This window comes from Spirosoma flavus, from assembly GCF_054778555.1.
This window is the reverse complement of sequence record NZ_BAAGZL010000004.1, coordinates 568988-582116: the sequence shown is the minus strand read 5'-3', so window position 1 is coordinate 582116 and position 13129 is coordinate 568988. Positions and strand designations below refer to the sequence as shown.

General features: G+C 45.1%; 10 protein-coding genes. 5 read left to right on the top strand and 5 right to left on the bottom strand.

The genetic code is table 11. The features are described from left to right. Window positions 1–43 precede the first annotated feature (43 nt). The 3 genes from ACYVF1_RS22660 to ACYVF1_RS22650 all read left to right on the top strand — a co-directional run bounded on the left by ACYVF1_RS22660 (window position 44) and on the right by ACYVF1_RS22650 (window position 4232). A complete protein-coding gene (locus ACYVF1_RS22660) occupies window positions 44–1567 on the top strand; it encodes a sugar ABC transporter ATP-binding protein (protein WP_461083143.1) in 1524 nt (507 codons plus the stop codon). 100 nt (window positions 1568–1667) lie between these two features. Further along, window positions 1668–2648 (top strand): ABC transporter permease, encoded by a 981-nt coding sequence (locus ACYVF1_RS22655; RefSeq protein WP_461083141.1) that lies wholly within the window; start codon window positions 1668–1670, stop codon window positions 2646–2648. Between the two features lie 111 nt (window positions 2649–2759). After that, window positions 2760–4232 carry an FGGY family carbohydrate kinase gene (locus tag ACYVF1_RS22650; RefSeq protein WP_461083139.1) on the top strand — a complete coding sequence of 491 codons (1473 nt, stop codon included), beginning with the start codon at window positions 2760–2762 and terminating at the stop codon, window positions 4230–4232. A gap of 99 nt (window positions 4233–4331) precedes the next feature. Here ACYVF1_RS22650 and ACYVF1_RS22645 read toward each other — a convergent pair whose 3' ends face one another. The 4 genes from ACYVF1_RS22645 to ACYVF1_RS22630 form a co-directional block, all read right to left on the bottom strand. Further along, on the bottom strand, window positions 4332–5651 hold the full coding sequence (locus tag ACYVF1_RS22645; RefSeq protein ID WP_461083137.1) for a Gfo/Idh/MocA family protein: 1320 nt from the start codon (window positions 5649–5651) through the stop codon (window positions 4332–4334). Between the two features lie 96 nt (window positions 5652–5747). Beyond that, window positions 5748–6608, bottom strand: coding sequence for a class I SAM-dependent methyltransferase (locus ACYVF1_RS22640; protein ID WP_461083135.1), 861 nt, complete (start codon window positions 6606–6608; stop codon window positions 5748–5750). Window positions 6609–6976: 368 nt separating this feature from the next. Beyond that, on the bottom strand, window positions 6977–8059 hold the full coding sequence (locus ACYVF1_RS22635; RefSeq protein ID WP_461083133.1) for a hypothetical protein: 1083 nt from the start codon (window positions 8057–8059) through the stop codon (window positions 6977–6979). Between the two features lie 36 nt (window positions 8060–8095). After that, window positions 8096–8974: a glycosyltransferase gene (locus tag ACYVF1_RS22630; protein WP_461083131.1), complete on the bottom strand. Its 879-nt coding sequence runs from the start codon at window positions 8972–8974 to the stop codon at window positions 8096–8098. Window positions 8975–9275: 301 nt separating this feature from the next. On the opposite strand from ACYVF1_RS22630, the gene ACYVF1_RS22625 reads away from it, so the two are divergent. After that, entirely contained in the window at window positions 9276–11318 is a 2043-nt protein-coding gene (locus ACYVF1_RS22625; RefSeq protein WP_461083129.1) for an alpha-1,4-glucan--maltose-1-phosphate maltosyltransferase, read from the top strand. Between the two features lie 131 nt (window positions 11319–11449). Next, on the top strand, window positions 11450–12427 hold the full coding sequence (locus ACYVF1_RS22620) for a Gfo/Idh/MocA family protein (RefSeq protein ID WP_461083127.1): 978 nt from the start codon (window positions 11450–11452) through the stop codon (window positions 12425–12427). A gap of 6 nt (window positions 12428–12433) precedes the next feature. Here the strand turns inward: ACYVF1_RS22620 and ACYVF1_RS22615 are convergent, their stop codons facing one another. After that, window positions 12434–13039 (bottom strand): 5-formyltetrahydrofolate cyclo-ligase, encoded by a 606-nt coding sequence (locus ACYVF1_RS22615; protein WP_461083125.1) that lies wholly within the window; start codon window positions 13037–13039, stop codon window positions 12434–12436. Window positions 13040–13129 lie beyond the last annotated feature (90 nt).

Below are 13129 nucleotides of genomic sequence, written 5' to 3'. Positions count from 1 at the left end.
GCGTCGGAATGACAAAAACAAACCCGACATCACATAAAGCCCTATGCTAACCGCAGAAAACATAACGAAACGATTTTCGGGCGTAACGGCGCTGGACAACGTCTGTCTGGAATTTCAGGCGGGTAAGGTCACGGCGGTAATTGGCGAAAACGGGGCAGGAAAATCGACGTTGATGAAAATTCTGTCGGGGGTCTACTCCGATTATGAAGGACAGATTCGGTTCAAAGGCGAGCCCGTTCGGTTTGGTTCGATACGTGACGCGCAGGATTGCGGAATTGCGATCATCCATCAGGAATTAAATCTGATACCTTATCTCAGCATTACCGAAAACATTTTTCTGGGCCGTGAGCTGACTACCCGCTGGGGCACGCTCGATACACGTAGCATGCGCGAGCGAACGGAGCAACTACTGGCCGATCTAAAGCTTGACCTCGACCCTGATACGTTGGTTGCCAATCTGAAAGTGGGACAACAGCAGGTAGTAGAAATTGCTAAATCGTTGCTGGAAGAATCGGAAGTAATCATCATGGATGAGCCGACATCAGCCATCAGCGAAAGCGAAGTGGCGGTGTTATTTCGGATTATAAACGACCTTCGGCAGCAAGGTAAGGCTATCGTTTATATTTCGCACAAGCTAGACGAACTGTTCACAATTGCCGACCGCTACGTGGTGCTTCGCGATGGAAAATCCATCGAATCAGGCGATATGCAGGGCATTGACCATGATACGTTAATTCGGAAAATGGTGGGCTGTGAAGTTGCTAACGTTCGTCGTCAGGGCGATAGTCGTGATTATGATACGTTATTTTCGGTGGAGAATCTGTGCCTGAAACACCCGGTTCGTGTGCAGGAAAACCAGTTGAAAAACGTTACGTTCCGCGTGGGGCAGGGCGAAATTGTAGGACTTTTTGGGTTGATGGGCGCCGGACGTACTGAATTGCTCGAAACACTCTTTGGCCTGCATCCGAAACGTAGCACTGGCACCGTTCAACTCGATAACGACGTAGTACCGCTAAAATCACCCAGTTGGGCTATTAACGCAGGTTTGGCGCTGGTTCCCGAAGATCGTAAACGTGACGGGCTGGTGCTGGACCTCGACGTGCAGACCAACATCAGCCTGACTGCGCTGGAAAGTATTGAACAGGCAGGGTTTCTCAACAAGGCTAAAGAAACCTCGTTGGCCCGGAAATACATAGCGGATTTGCGAATTAAAACGTCGTCGGAGAAACAGGCCGCCAAAAACCTGAGCGGAGGAAATCAGCAGAAAATCGTGCTGTCGAAATGGTTAGCGACTCAGCCCAAATTGCTGATGTTAGACGAACCCACGCGCGGAATTGATGTCAACGCCAAAGCCGAAATCTATAAACTCATCGGAAAATTGGCCAGCGAAGGCATGGGCATTCTGGTCGTCTCGTCAGAAATCCCGGAACTCCTAGCCATTTCCGACCGGATTCTGGTGATGTGCGAAGGCTCGTTGACCGCCGAAATGGCTATAGCAGACGCATCCGAAGATTCAATTCTCAAAGCGGCTATTCCGAAAACAATGAGCGAAAGTGCGAAAGAGTGAAACCGGGCCGCCGGAGCGGAGCGAATACCGTCTGGCAAATCGCTCCGCTCCGGCGGCCCGGTTTCACTCTTTCGCACTCTCGCTCTTTTACTTAATACTCATGCAACTATCCCTACAATCGCATAAGCCCACACTCGCTCGTTTTCAGTCCCTGATTGCCTTGTTTATCCTATGTCTGGGCATTAGTCTGATGTCCGACAAATTTCTGACGGTCGCTAATTTCTGGAACGTACTACGTCAGATTTCGGTCAACGTCTGTATTTCTACGGGTATGACGCTCGTCGTGCTAACGGCGGGTATCGACTTATCGGTCGGCTCGGTACTGGCCTTATCGGGGGCTATTACGGCAGGCTTGCTACGTAACGGTATTCCGATTCCAAGCGCCAACCTGTTTATCGGCTTTACGTTGCTCGGTGCCATGCTAGCGGGCGTATTAGCTGGTTCAGGACTAGGCTGGTTCAACGGCTGGGCCATTACGCGTTTCAAATTGCCGCCCTTTGTTGCTACGTTAGCGATGCTCACCATCGCCCGCGGCCTGACCATGCTTTGGACCGGCGGCTTCCCAATTACGGGTTTGGGCGATTCGTTTACGTATCTCGGCACGGGTTGGTTGCTAGGGATTCCTGTGCCCGTTTGGGTGTCGGGGCTGATTGTCCTGATTGCTACGTTGATTACGAACAAAACCCGGCTTGGGCGCTACATCTACGCCATCGGCGGGAGCGAATCGGCCGCCCGGCTGTCGGGTGTCAACATCGAACGTATTAAACTGGTGGTTTATACGCTAGCAGGTACGTTAGCAGGTATAGGTGGCCTGCTCGTTACGTCGCGGCTGGATTCGGCGCAACCCAATGCGGGTATCAGCTACGAACTGGATTCAATTGCGGCTGTTGTTATCGGCGGTACGTCGTTATCGGGTGGGCGTGGTAGTATTTTAGGTACGGTGCAGGGGGCTATCATTATCGGCGTACTGAACAACGGACTCGTATTGCTTAACGTATCGCCCTTCTGGCAGCAGGTCGTCAAAGGGTTCGTCATTCTGCTCGCCGTGATTATTGATCAGAAGAGTTCAAAACGAGAATGAGTTTTTAGTTATAAAGTTGTAAGGTTATAGAGTTGTATAGTTGGCTGGCGCTTCAAAACTCTACAACCCTATGACCTTACAACTTTATAACTTCCCTTAACAACACGTTACATGATTTTAGCCATTGACCAGGGAACAAGTAGTACAAAATCGCTCATTTTCGACCAGAACGGGCAGGTAGTTGCACGGGCATCCGAGCCCCTGAAGACGCACTACTTTGAAGATGGCTACGTAGAGCAGGAGCCCGAAGAAATTTACCGGAACGTACTGACTTCCGTTAGCAAATGTATCGGTGATTTTGCCGCTGCAGGGGGTAATTTACGAGCCATCTCGACAGCAGGTATCTCCAATCAGCGGGAGACGTTTGTTGTCTGGAATAAGTCGGGAGAACCGCTTTACAACGCAATTGTCTGGCAATGTAAGCGATCCATCGGCGTCTGCGACAGGTTGAAGGCGCAGGGCCTTGAACCAATCATTAGGGCTAAAACAGGATTATTTATCGACCCCTATTTTTCGGGTACAAAGTTGATCTGGTTGGCGGAGAACGTAGCATCAGTACGTCAGGCGATTCAGGCGGGAGAAGCGTATTTCGGTACCGTCGATACGTGGTTGCTTTACCGACTGACCAAGGGTACGTGTTATTTCACAGATTACACCAATGCATCGCGTACCCTGTTTTTCAATCTGCAAACACTAACCTGGGATGCTGAATTACTGGATGTATTCGGCTTAACCGGGCTAAACTTACCAGAAGCTAAACCATCGTCGGCTTTTTTTGGTGAATCGAACTTTAGCGGCCTTTTTGATCATTCGCTTCAATTAACGGCCATGATCGGGGATTCGCACGCGGCTGCCTTTGGTGAAGGCTGCTTTGTTCCCGGCACGGCCAAAGCTACGTTGGGTACAGGTTGTTCGATAATTATGAACATCGGCCAAACGCTCACTGAATCTCAGCATGGTATGGTTTCAACGATTTGTTGGAGTACTGAAGAGCGCGTTGATTATGCGTTAGAAGGCGTTATCGTGACTTGCGGGGCTACCATCGAATGGCTGAAAAACAACTTAGGTCTATTTGCCGAAAGTCGGGAAACCGAAGCGATGGCTACGGCTGTATCGGATAATGGTGGCGTTTACCTGATTCCTGCTTTTAGCGGTCTGGGGGCGCCTTACTGGGAGATGTCGCGTAAAGCATCTATTGTCGGACTTACGTTCGGTACCACCAAAAACCACTTAGTTCGGGCAGCTCTGGAATCGATTCCTTATCAGATAAAGGATGTGATTACAGCCATGGAGCAGGATACTGGTATTCCGTTAGCGGAGTTGATAGTCAACGGGGGTATTAGTGCGAATCAGTTCGTTCTCCGTTTTCTGACTGACTTACTAAAAAAACCGGTTGTTAATAAAGGGATGCCGGATGTTTCGGCGCAGGGAGCGGCTTATCTGGCTGGTCTAAAAGCCGGAATTTTCAAAAACCTGGACCATCTGTCGCAGTTAGAAGCTGACAAACAGGCTATCTATCCGAACCTTTCCAATACAGCCGTTCATGAATCTTACCAAGGCTGGCAGAGTGCCGTATACCAATAGTTAACTGATTTGTAAATAGAACAACGTATTGCTGTCGTGTGGGGTTTCGACAGCAATACGTTGCGTTATGGCAGAGGCACTTGGTAACGTACTAATGATTTAGATACGTATTCCCCAATCATTTTTCATGGGCCGACCAAGCAAAGCGTTGGCTTCTGCGTCATTCTTGAACATTTCCTTTTTAGGATTCCACTGGAGAGGACGTTTTAACTGATATGCAATGTTGCTAATGTTGCAAACGGATGCTGTTCGGTGACCAATTTCGACATCACAGATGGGTTTGCTACGTTTCCGCATAGCGTCCAGAAAATCCTTGTAGTGATTATCGCTTTTGTAAACGTGTTTTTCGTTTTCGCCAATAACTTTTGTAGCTAGCGAAGCGGGGGTTGTTTCCAGTTTTCGGCGTTGCACTCTGAGCTCTCCTTCACTACCGGTAAAGAGAATAGCATTATTCCAGTCCCATTTCTCGTGGGTCATTGTGACCCCATTATCGTATCGATACGTAAGAAACGGATGCTCTTTACCATCGGGTGCAATCACTTCAACCGGGCCACTATCGTCCATATCCAGTGACCACTGCACAATATCGAACATATGGGCGCCCCAGTCGGTCACCATGCCACCACCAAACTCTTTGTAGTTTCGCCAGTTTGGAAATACGTCTTTAGAAGTTGGGGGCGCTAATTCTGAATTGAAAGCCACAGGCTCATTGGGCCCAAGCCAAGTTACCCAGTCGAGCCCATCCGGAATGGGTTCAGCAGGTAGATTATAAGGAGTCGGCGGAGGCCCAACGTTAACTTTAATGTGTTTGATTTGACCAATGTAGCCATTCCGAATTAACTCGGCCGTTTGCCGAAATTCTGGCCAAGAACGCTGCATACTCCCCGTCTGAAATACGCGGTTATATTTTCGGGCTGCGTTGACCATAGCCCGACCTTCTTTAACGGTCAGCGAAAGCGGCTTTTCACAGTAAATATCTTTGCCAGCTTCGGCCGCCCGCACTGCCGCAGCCGCGTGCCAATGGTCGGGTGTGGCAATAACAACGGCGTCAACGTCTTTACGGGCCAGCAGTTCCCGAAAGTCGTTGTACACCGGAATGTCGGAGTAAGCGCCTAATTGAGTGTTTTTCTCGTAATGAGCTTTAATTCGGTCGAGGGTGAGCTGGGCTTTAGCCTTATAGACTTCACTGATAGCGACAATACGAGCTTCATTCGTATTTAGAAATGAAGCGGTTAGACCACGCCCCTGCTTACCTGTCCCAATAAACCCCAAAGAAATTACATCGCTGGGAGCCAAGTATTTTGAACCGTCGGGGCGTTTTCCTCCCAGAACGTACCGGGGGACTATCATAAATCCGGCCGCAACTGTGGCTGCCTTTCCGATAAAATCCCGACGATTAATGGACTGATTATCTTTCATTGTGAACCAGCGTTAAGGTTTATACCCAAAAGCATGATTCCCAATGAAATCTAATTTAGAGTTTGTATTTTCTTATGAAAAGCTACAGCCGGCGACTTAAATTTTTGTAGCAAGGACGATATCCTGAAACGATGTAAACTTCTCCCGACCACACCACGCACCGGGGAATATTTCAACTTTCATACCGTTACGCTTAAATAACTCTTTTACGTACGATTCATCGAAGCCTACACATATTTCGGGATCATCGGGATAGGCTATATACCGCCCATCTTCATAGTGTTCAATATTATGGACACTTTTGTCGGTTTTCATCAATACTTTCGACTCTTCATTTATCAAGAAGAATGTTACGAAAGCGCGTCCACTAGGCTTCAATACACGGCTAATTTCACTTACATAGTTTTCAACCTCCAGCGTTGGCATATGGGTAAAAACAGAGGTAAGGAAAGCAAAATCAAAGTTGTTAGCCTCAAAGGGGAATTTATATTCCAGAGCTGGATATCTCCCTTTTGGATTGTAGTGGTCGTTGTGAATGTCTGCTACCTGGAAGCGAAAGTTAGGATATCGCGTAGTGATGTTCTCCTGGCACCATTTGATTCCATACTCAACAATGTCAAATCCCTCGTAGGAGCCTTTTTTACTTACGTAACTTGTCAAGGGAGCCGCAATACGTCCGATTCCACAGCCTATGTCCAGAATTCGCTCATCAGGTTTCAGTCCAGCTATCTTTATAAACAAATCTTTAAATTCAATCCCCGTCCGTTTAAAATCGCCGTGTCCAACAAAAATTTGAGTTCTGGGTGGAACTAAAGGGTCTTTACGATTGAGGAGCGTATCTAATCCATCAAGGAAACTGAAATATCCTCTCTGGATCATTTTAGAAGCAGGTTTTAGCGTTTTATAGATTGGGGATGGTAAAATCTTCCGGAGTGTAACTAAGTTGTTAACTTTCATGATTACAGGATGAACGTACGCAAAAGTTTCAAATTTAGAGAAATCCTGCTAGTCCGGCAAATCAAGGAAGGTTTAGTACCCCTTACCCCTCATTAAGTATTGATGTAGAGTAGGTAAACTTAGTAAATGGACCATCATACTTACCTTGTACGACAACTTCACCAGCCGGGAAAACCCAGAAACTGAGTTAGCTCAGAGCCAAACAAAGGCCGGAACCCTAACTATTACTAATATATACAAAAATAAGCCCCTCATAATCGCGACCTATCAGTGACGGCTAAAACAGCGCATATCAACTTATGCACTATTCACTGCATTTTAAGATAGTGTTAATTCTTAACAGATTAGTCAAATTTAGTAAGCCATCATTAATTCTCAACTGTTGGCTTTTTTATAGAAATAATAGCTATTAATAAAATATAACCGCTATAAAAATATCTGGTCTGAACTACAGGTATGTATGAAAATATAATACACATAATTACAAATGAATATAACAATTTGCTCGCCAGTATATTTTGGGTCTTCCAATAAATATAAGCTGCTTTAGGTATGGTATACACAAATAAAAACGATTGTCCCCACACAACTACATCGTTATAGACTTCTTTAAAAAAAATCATTTGACTGGTTCTTGACAGAACACTTCCATAAAGATTAAGTAATGCTTTTGGAATTACCGCTAAAAAGTAACCGTATTTATTTTGAATATTATTTAATGCCAATATAGTTCCTCCACTGTTAGAGCTCTCTACAGTATTTTCTATTTCGATACTATAATTTTCAATAGCGCTAAAATTTTGGTTAATATAACTACTGGCAACAGAAATAATAAAAATATAAGTACAATAAAGTAATATTTTATAGTTATTCCATTGAGGCACGAAATAGAAATTACAGTAAATTATGACCATAAATAAAGTAAGTTCTTTTCTTGCCAAGAAGCCAATAATAAATCCTAAGACAACATAAAAGAACTTAGGTTTAATTAGCGAATGCACAAAAAATGTCATAGCCAACAAAGACAAAACTTCTTTGTTGATAGAAAATAAGCTTATAAAAGTAATTGGATTGATGGCTAGCAGAATAGTATATCTATTTATATTAAAGTAATTTATTCTATTTATAATACGTATCGATATTAATAGACAACATACATTAAATATAAATACAGATATCAAATTGTCTCCGATCAGCCATATTATAAAAAAAGGGCCAATAAAGTTGGGTCTTAGGGCAAAATAAACAAGTAGGTTATCGTTATAAGTTTTATAATCATTTACATAAGTAGGATGGTCAGCGTAAAGATGAAGGCTTTCAACGCTATTATTCTGTGTACTAGCATTATAGATATCATCATAAGCTACTAACCAGAAAAAAAGCAGGGCAACTAGAAAATAAGCGAATAGGAACAATTCAAATTTTTGAATTTTAAACACATAATTCCTCATCAGCTTATTTAGTTAATACGAGTGAGTTCGATAAAGCTAGGTATTTATTTTTCCTAAATTCCCATTCCAGCCATCTACTAACCCCTTTATCAACATCTTGATCCGATATTTCCTATCTTTTTCCAGCAAAATTGCTTTCAGTGACATTCTGCTAATGTGTATGACAAATTTTAGCACAAACGACGGATAATGTTTTAAATAAATGTTTGATACGCGTAGTCTTTTTGAGTAAACGCCCGACAAATATAAACCATTTCTTGTGTAGTAATATAAGCGGATCGGCGAGTGATTTCCATATTGGCCTACTACGTATGAACCAATTTTTATCGGCTTAGCATATCCTAACTGATGAATTAAACGAATACTTGGTATTTCTATCACCTCATATCCTTTCTCATTTAATCGAAAACCATAATCATGATCAACGTGATCAATAAATAAATCATCCTGAAAACTACCTACTTCCGAAAAAGCTTTCAGGTTTAACAAATTTCCTGATGTGAGCGTGTAAGGTAGTTTTCTGTAAGCGACTTTATCCGGCTTTGTGTGATGAACGCCCGATAAAATACCGATTGGCTGTGGATAATTATTCCAGAAAGTTATCATTTCGTCAACCATAGTCGGTGGCGTTCTGGTATCATCATCCATCGTTAGTAATATAGCAAAATTATCAGCTATAGCATGTTGAGCGCCTAAGTTTAATGCAGTAGCAATACCTTTATTTCCATCTAGTGAAATATAACTTATTTTATCATTTTTTTCTAATTCTTTTATTAACGCAACGTTAGGCTTGGCAGAATTATCGACAACGTATAATTTAGAAATTTGATCAATATAAGTACTAATATTATCCAGCACTTCCATAGGACTATTATACAGAACAACAGCCCCTGCAATATCTTTTTTACCAATCATAACGATTCTATGTACGAAGAAATCAACCGCAAAGATAGCTGTTCCGATAGATAATAAGGTGATTGCGTGCGTGATTCCTACCTTGCGGCTTGGTTAACATAGCGTTTAGATGACTCATACATCGATCATTTACTGCACTCTTGCGACCATTATTTGTACGCAGTTAGGGCTTGGTCAGCCTTAAAACGGCAGTCGCATAGCCTTTTTTTGTAACATTGTCGCATCATTCAGGCTTATCAGACAGGGGGATAATAGAGCGTTAGCGCCTTAACAAACCTGCCTGAAATTAATTATTACGTGCATGAATACTCCTGTTCATCGTTCCGGCCTCGACGGGCCTGGTCAGTCTCGCGTGGTCATTGCACGCGTATCGCCCGAACTCGACAGCGGTCGATTCCCTATCAAAGCCATTCCTGGGAACGTAATTGCGGTTGAGGCCGACATATTTGCTGATGGACATGATTATCTGGCTGCTTACCTCCTTTATAAACACTCCGACGATACGTCCTGGACAAAAACAGCTATGTCGCTGATTGTTAACGATCGATGGGGCGCTGCGTTTATCGCTCAAAAACAGGGACAATACTATTATACTATAGAAGCATGGGTAGATCATCTGGCTTCCTGGCAGCATGAAATTCACCTTAAAACAGCTGACGGTCAACGCATTACCAGTGAGTTGCTGGCTGGGTCGCACTACGTTGAAGGAATGCTTGAACGGGCTGGTGGAAAGTCGGAACACACAAAAGGAAGTAAGTCTAAAAAAGCGGTTCAGCCAGTCGATGAAAGTTCCGATGTAAAGGCTTTGCGAGAAATGGCGGCCCTATTCCGTGACGAAAATCGCTACGATGAAGCTGTATCTGTAGCTGAGAGTGACCAGTTTACGTTCTATATAAATCGATACCCCGAGCGAAAGAACGTAACGCGTTATGAGCATGAACTACGTATCGAGGTTGACCGGGCGCGGGCTGAATTCAGTACGTGGTATTGTCTGTTTCCGCGTTCAGCATCACGCGATGAAACAACCAGCGAACCTCACCATGGCACTTTCAGAGACGTAGAAGGATTACTGCCTCGCATTTCAAATATGGGCTTCGACGTACTGTATTTGCCCCCTATTCATCCTATAGGTACGTCGCACCGGAAGGGTAAAAACAACTCAGTCATTTGCCAGCCGGGTGAGCCGGGCGTTCCTTATGGTATTGGTTCAGAGGAGGGTGGCCACGATGCCATTCATTCTGAGCTGGGTACGGTTGACGATTTTAAGCACTTGATTGCTATTGCGGCCAATTACGGAATGGAAGTAGCAATGGACCTTGCTATTCAGTGTTCGCCCGATCATCCGTGGGCGAAAGATCACCCTGAATGGTTCAAAAAACGACCTGATGGTACGATCCAATATGCTGAAAATCCACCCAAAAAATACCAGGATATTTATCCGGTTTACTTCGAAACCGACGATTGGCAGAATCTCTGGCAGGAGCTTAAGCGCATCCTGCTCGTGTGGGCATCCTGGGGAGTACGTATCGTGCGGGTCGATAACCCACATACTAAACCGTTTGTATTCTGGGAATGGGTCATCGCCGAAGTGAAAAAAGAATTTCCGGATATGCTTTTTCTGGCCGAAGCCTTTACCAAGCCCAAAGTGATGCAGGAGTTGGGAAAACGCGGTTTTGCGCAATCGTATACGTATTACACTTGGCGAAATACAAAACAGGAACTAGAGCAGTACATGACCGAGTTGACGCAGTCGGACATGAAATATTATTACCGCCCAAATTTCTGGCCAACAACCCACGATATCAACCCGTATAGCCTACAGAGCGGCCATGAACCACAATTCCTGATCCGCTACTGCCTAGCCGCTACGTTAGCGAGCAACTATGGTATTTACGGGCCCTCATTTGAGTTGATGGAACACGTACCATTTCCTAATAAGGAGGAATACCTGAACTCTGAAAAGTACGAAATCCGGCGCTGGGACTGGGATAAAACCAACAAGCTAACGTACCTCATTACGTTGGTCAACCGGATTCGCCATGAGAACGTAGCGCTACAGACGACCAACAACATTACCTTCTGTTCAGTCAACGACGATGCCATTATGGCGTATTTGAAAGTATCGGGCAATAACCGCCTGCTAATTATTGTCAATACGGATGCGTATAGCCGTCGGGCGGGCGTAGTACAAGTACCCATCTGGCAGTTGGGAATTGGCCAGGAGCAGCAATATACTGTGTACGACCTGCTTACTGGCGCTTATTATATCTGGCAGGGCGAATCCAACTACGTAGAGTTAGATCCCTATTCGTTGCCTATGCATTTGTTTCGTATCGACGTGTGACGATTTTTACCACATAGAGTGCTCAGGGATACAAAAAGTCCACAGAAATAAGTACACTGTGACCTTTGTGTATTCTTCGGTGCTCTCTGTGGTTTATTAACTAGCTTACTTAATCCTAAAACCTAAATCCGATGGACGAAATAAAGTGGGGAATTATCGGCTGTGGCGACGTAACAGAAGTAAAAAGTGGCCAGGCTTTTAATAAGGTACCTCATTCGAAACTGGTAGCCGTCATGCGCCGTGACGCTGAAAAAGCAGCCGATTACGCCCGTCGACACAACGTACCGAAATGGTATAGTGATGCTGACAAGCTCATTAACGACCCTGAAGTAAACGCCATCTACGTAGCAACTCCCCCCGATAGCCACGCCGATTACGCTATCCGGGCTATGCAGGCCGGTAAGCCTGTTTACGTCGAAAAACCAATGGCACTCAATGCCGCCGAATGTGAAGCTATGAACCAGGCGAGTCGGGAAACTGGCGTACCGCTTTTTGTGGCTTACTATCGCCGGGCGTTACCCTATTTTCTTAAAGTAAAAGAACTAGTTGATCAGCAGGCAATTGGCGAAATTCGCTGCGTAAATGTACAGCTTTACTGGCAACCCCTTCCAGGCGAAACGGGCGACAATCCACAACCGGGCTGGCGTGTCTTTCCAGAAATTTCTGGCGGTGGACGCTTCCATGACCTGGCCTCACACCAATTCGATTTTCTGGAATACCTCCTCGGCCCCATCAAAAACGCCAGTGGCATTAGCCTGAATCAGGCTGGGCTATATAAAGCCGATGACATGGTAGTGGCTACGTTCGCTTTCGAGTCGGGCGCGGTGGGAACGGGAAACTGGTGTTTTACGGTCAATCCAGAGCAGCGGATGGAGCAAACGCAACTTATCGGCTCCAAAGGTAAAATCACGTTTTCGTTTTTTGAAAATTTCCGTCTGCTCGTCGAAACGGAATCTGGCTCTGTGGATTATTCCATTCCATTTCCGGAACACGTACAACAACCACTCATTGAGTTGATCGTGAGCGACCTTCGGGGCGAAGGTAAAAGCCCAAGTACCGGCGAAACAGGCGCTCGTTCGTCCAAGATTCTGGACTGGATTACAACGTAGTGATTATCATCCTTCGCCCTTTGATATGATAAATATCTCGCGGACTGAAATCACTACGTCCAGTGCTACGTCTGTCTCCAAAATATCGTCTATTTGGTCTACAGGCTCAAATAGAGAAAGGCCAATTTTTACACAGTCGGCTCGGCAATCGGCCAGGAAGCGGTCGTAATAACCCTTGCCATAGCCAACTCGATGGCCACGTTTGTCAAAGCAAAGTAATGGCACAAGCACTACGTCGAACTGATTAGCGGGAATAGAAGTTTCGGCTGGTTGAACAGGCTCTGGTATCCCCCACCGATTTTCCTGTAAGCGTGTATTGGCATTTAGTGGATAATGCGTCAAGCCATTCGTTGACGTATCCGTTATCGACACACTAAGCCGAACCTGTGGATAACTGCTCCATATCTCTCCTATAATTATCCACGTATTAAGTTCCTTTTGCCGTTCAATGGGGAGAAACGTGTGGATAAGTATAGATGGGTTAGCAAAATAGCTTTTATCGAGAAAATCAAAAAAAAGCTGAGCTATCTGTTTGCTACGTTGCTGAACTGCATCAGTTGAAAGAGCCTTACGTTTGGCTAGAAACAGTTTTCGTAACTCAGCTTTGTTCATAGTGGGGCTCCAATAGCCTCTGGCTGTCGGCGGTAGCTACAAGATTAATCGCTATGGCGACTCCGACGTCGGACGGCCGATGCCGCCAGA

Excerpts from the sequence above, each read along its gene's own strand:
- ACYVF1_RS22660 (WP_461083143.1), top strand. The coding sequence starts at position 44 with ATGCTAACCGCAGAAAACATAACGAAACGATTTTCGGGCGTAACGGCG.
- ACYVF1_RS22630 (WP_461083131.1), bottom strand. The coding sequence starts at position 8,974 with ATGATTGGTAAAAAAGATATTGCAGGGGCTGTTGTTCTGTATAATAGT.
- ACYVF1_RS22635 (WP_461083133.1), bottom strand. The coding sequence starts at position 8,059 with ATGAGGAATTATGTGTTTAAAATTCAAAAATTTGAATTGTTCCTATTC.
- ACYVF1_RS22615 (WP_461083125.1), bottom strand. The coding sequence starts at position 13,039 with ATGAACAAAGCTGAGTTACGAAAACTGTTTCTAGCCAAACGTAAGGCT.
- ACYVF1_RS22625 (WP_461083129.1), top strand. The coding sequence starts at position 9,276 with ATGAATACTCCTGTTCATCGTTCCGGCCTCGACGGGCCTGGTCAGTCT.
- ACYVF1_RS22645 (WP_461083137.1), bottom strand. The coding sequence starts at position 5,651 with ATGAAAGATAATCAGTCCATTAATCGTCGGGATTTTATCGGAAAGGCA.
- ACYVF1_RS22640 (WP_461083135.1), bottom strand. The coding sequence starts at position 6,608 with ATGAAAGTTAACAACTTAGTTACACTCCGGAAGATTTTACCATCCCCA.
- ACYVF1_RS22620 (WP_461083127.1), top strand. The coding sequence starts at position 11,450 with ATGGACGAAATAAAGTGGGGAATTATCGGCTGTGGCGACGTAACAGAA.
- ACYVF1_RS22650 (WP_461083139.1), top strand. The coding sequence starts at position 2,760 with ATGATTTTAGCCATTGACCAGGGAACAAGTAGTACAAAATCGCTCATT.
- ACYVF1_RS22655 (WP_461083141.1), top strand. The coding sequence starts at position 1,668 with ATGCAACTATCCCTACAATCGCATAAGCCCACACTCGCTCGTTTTCAG.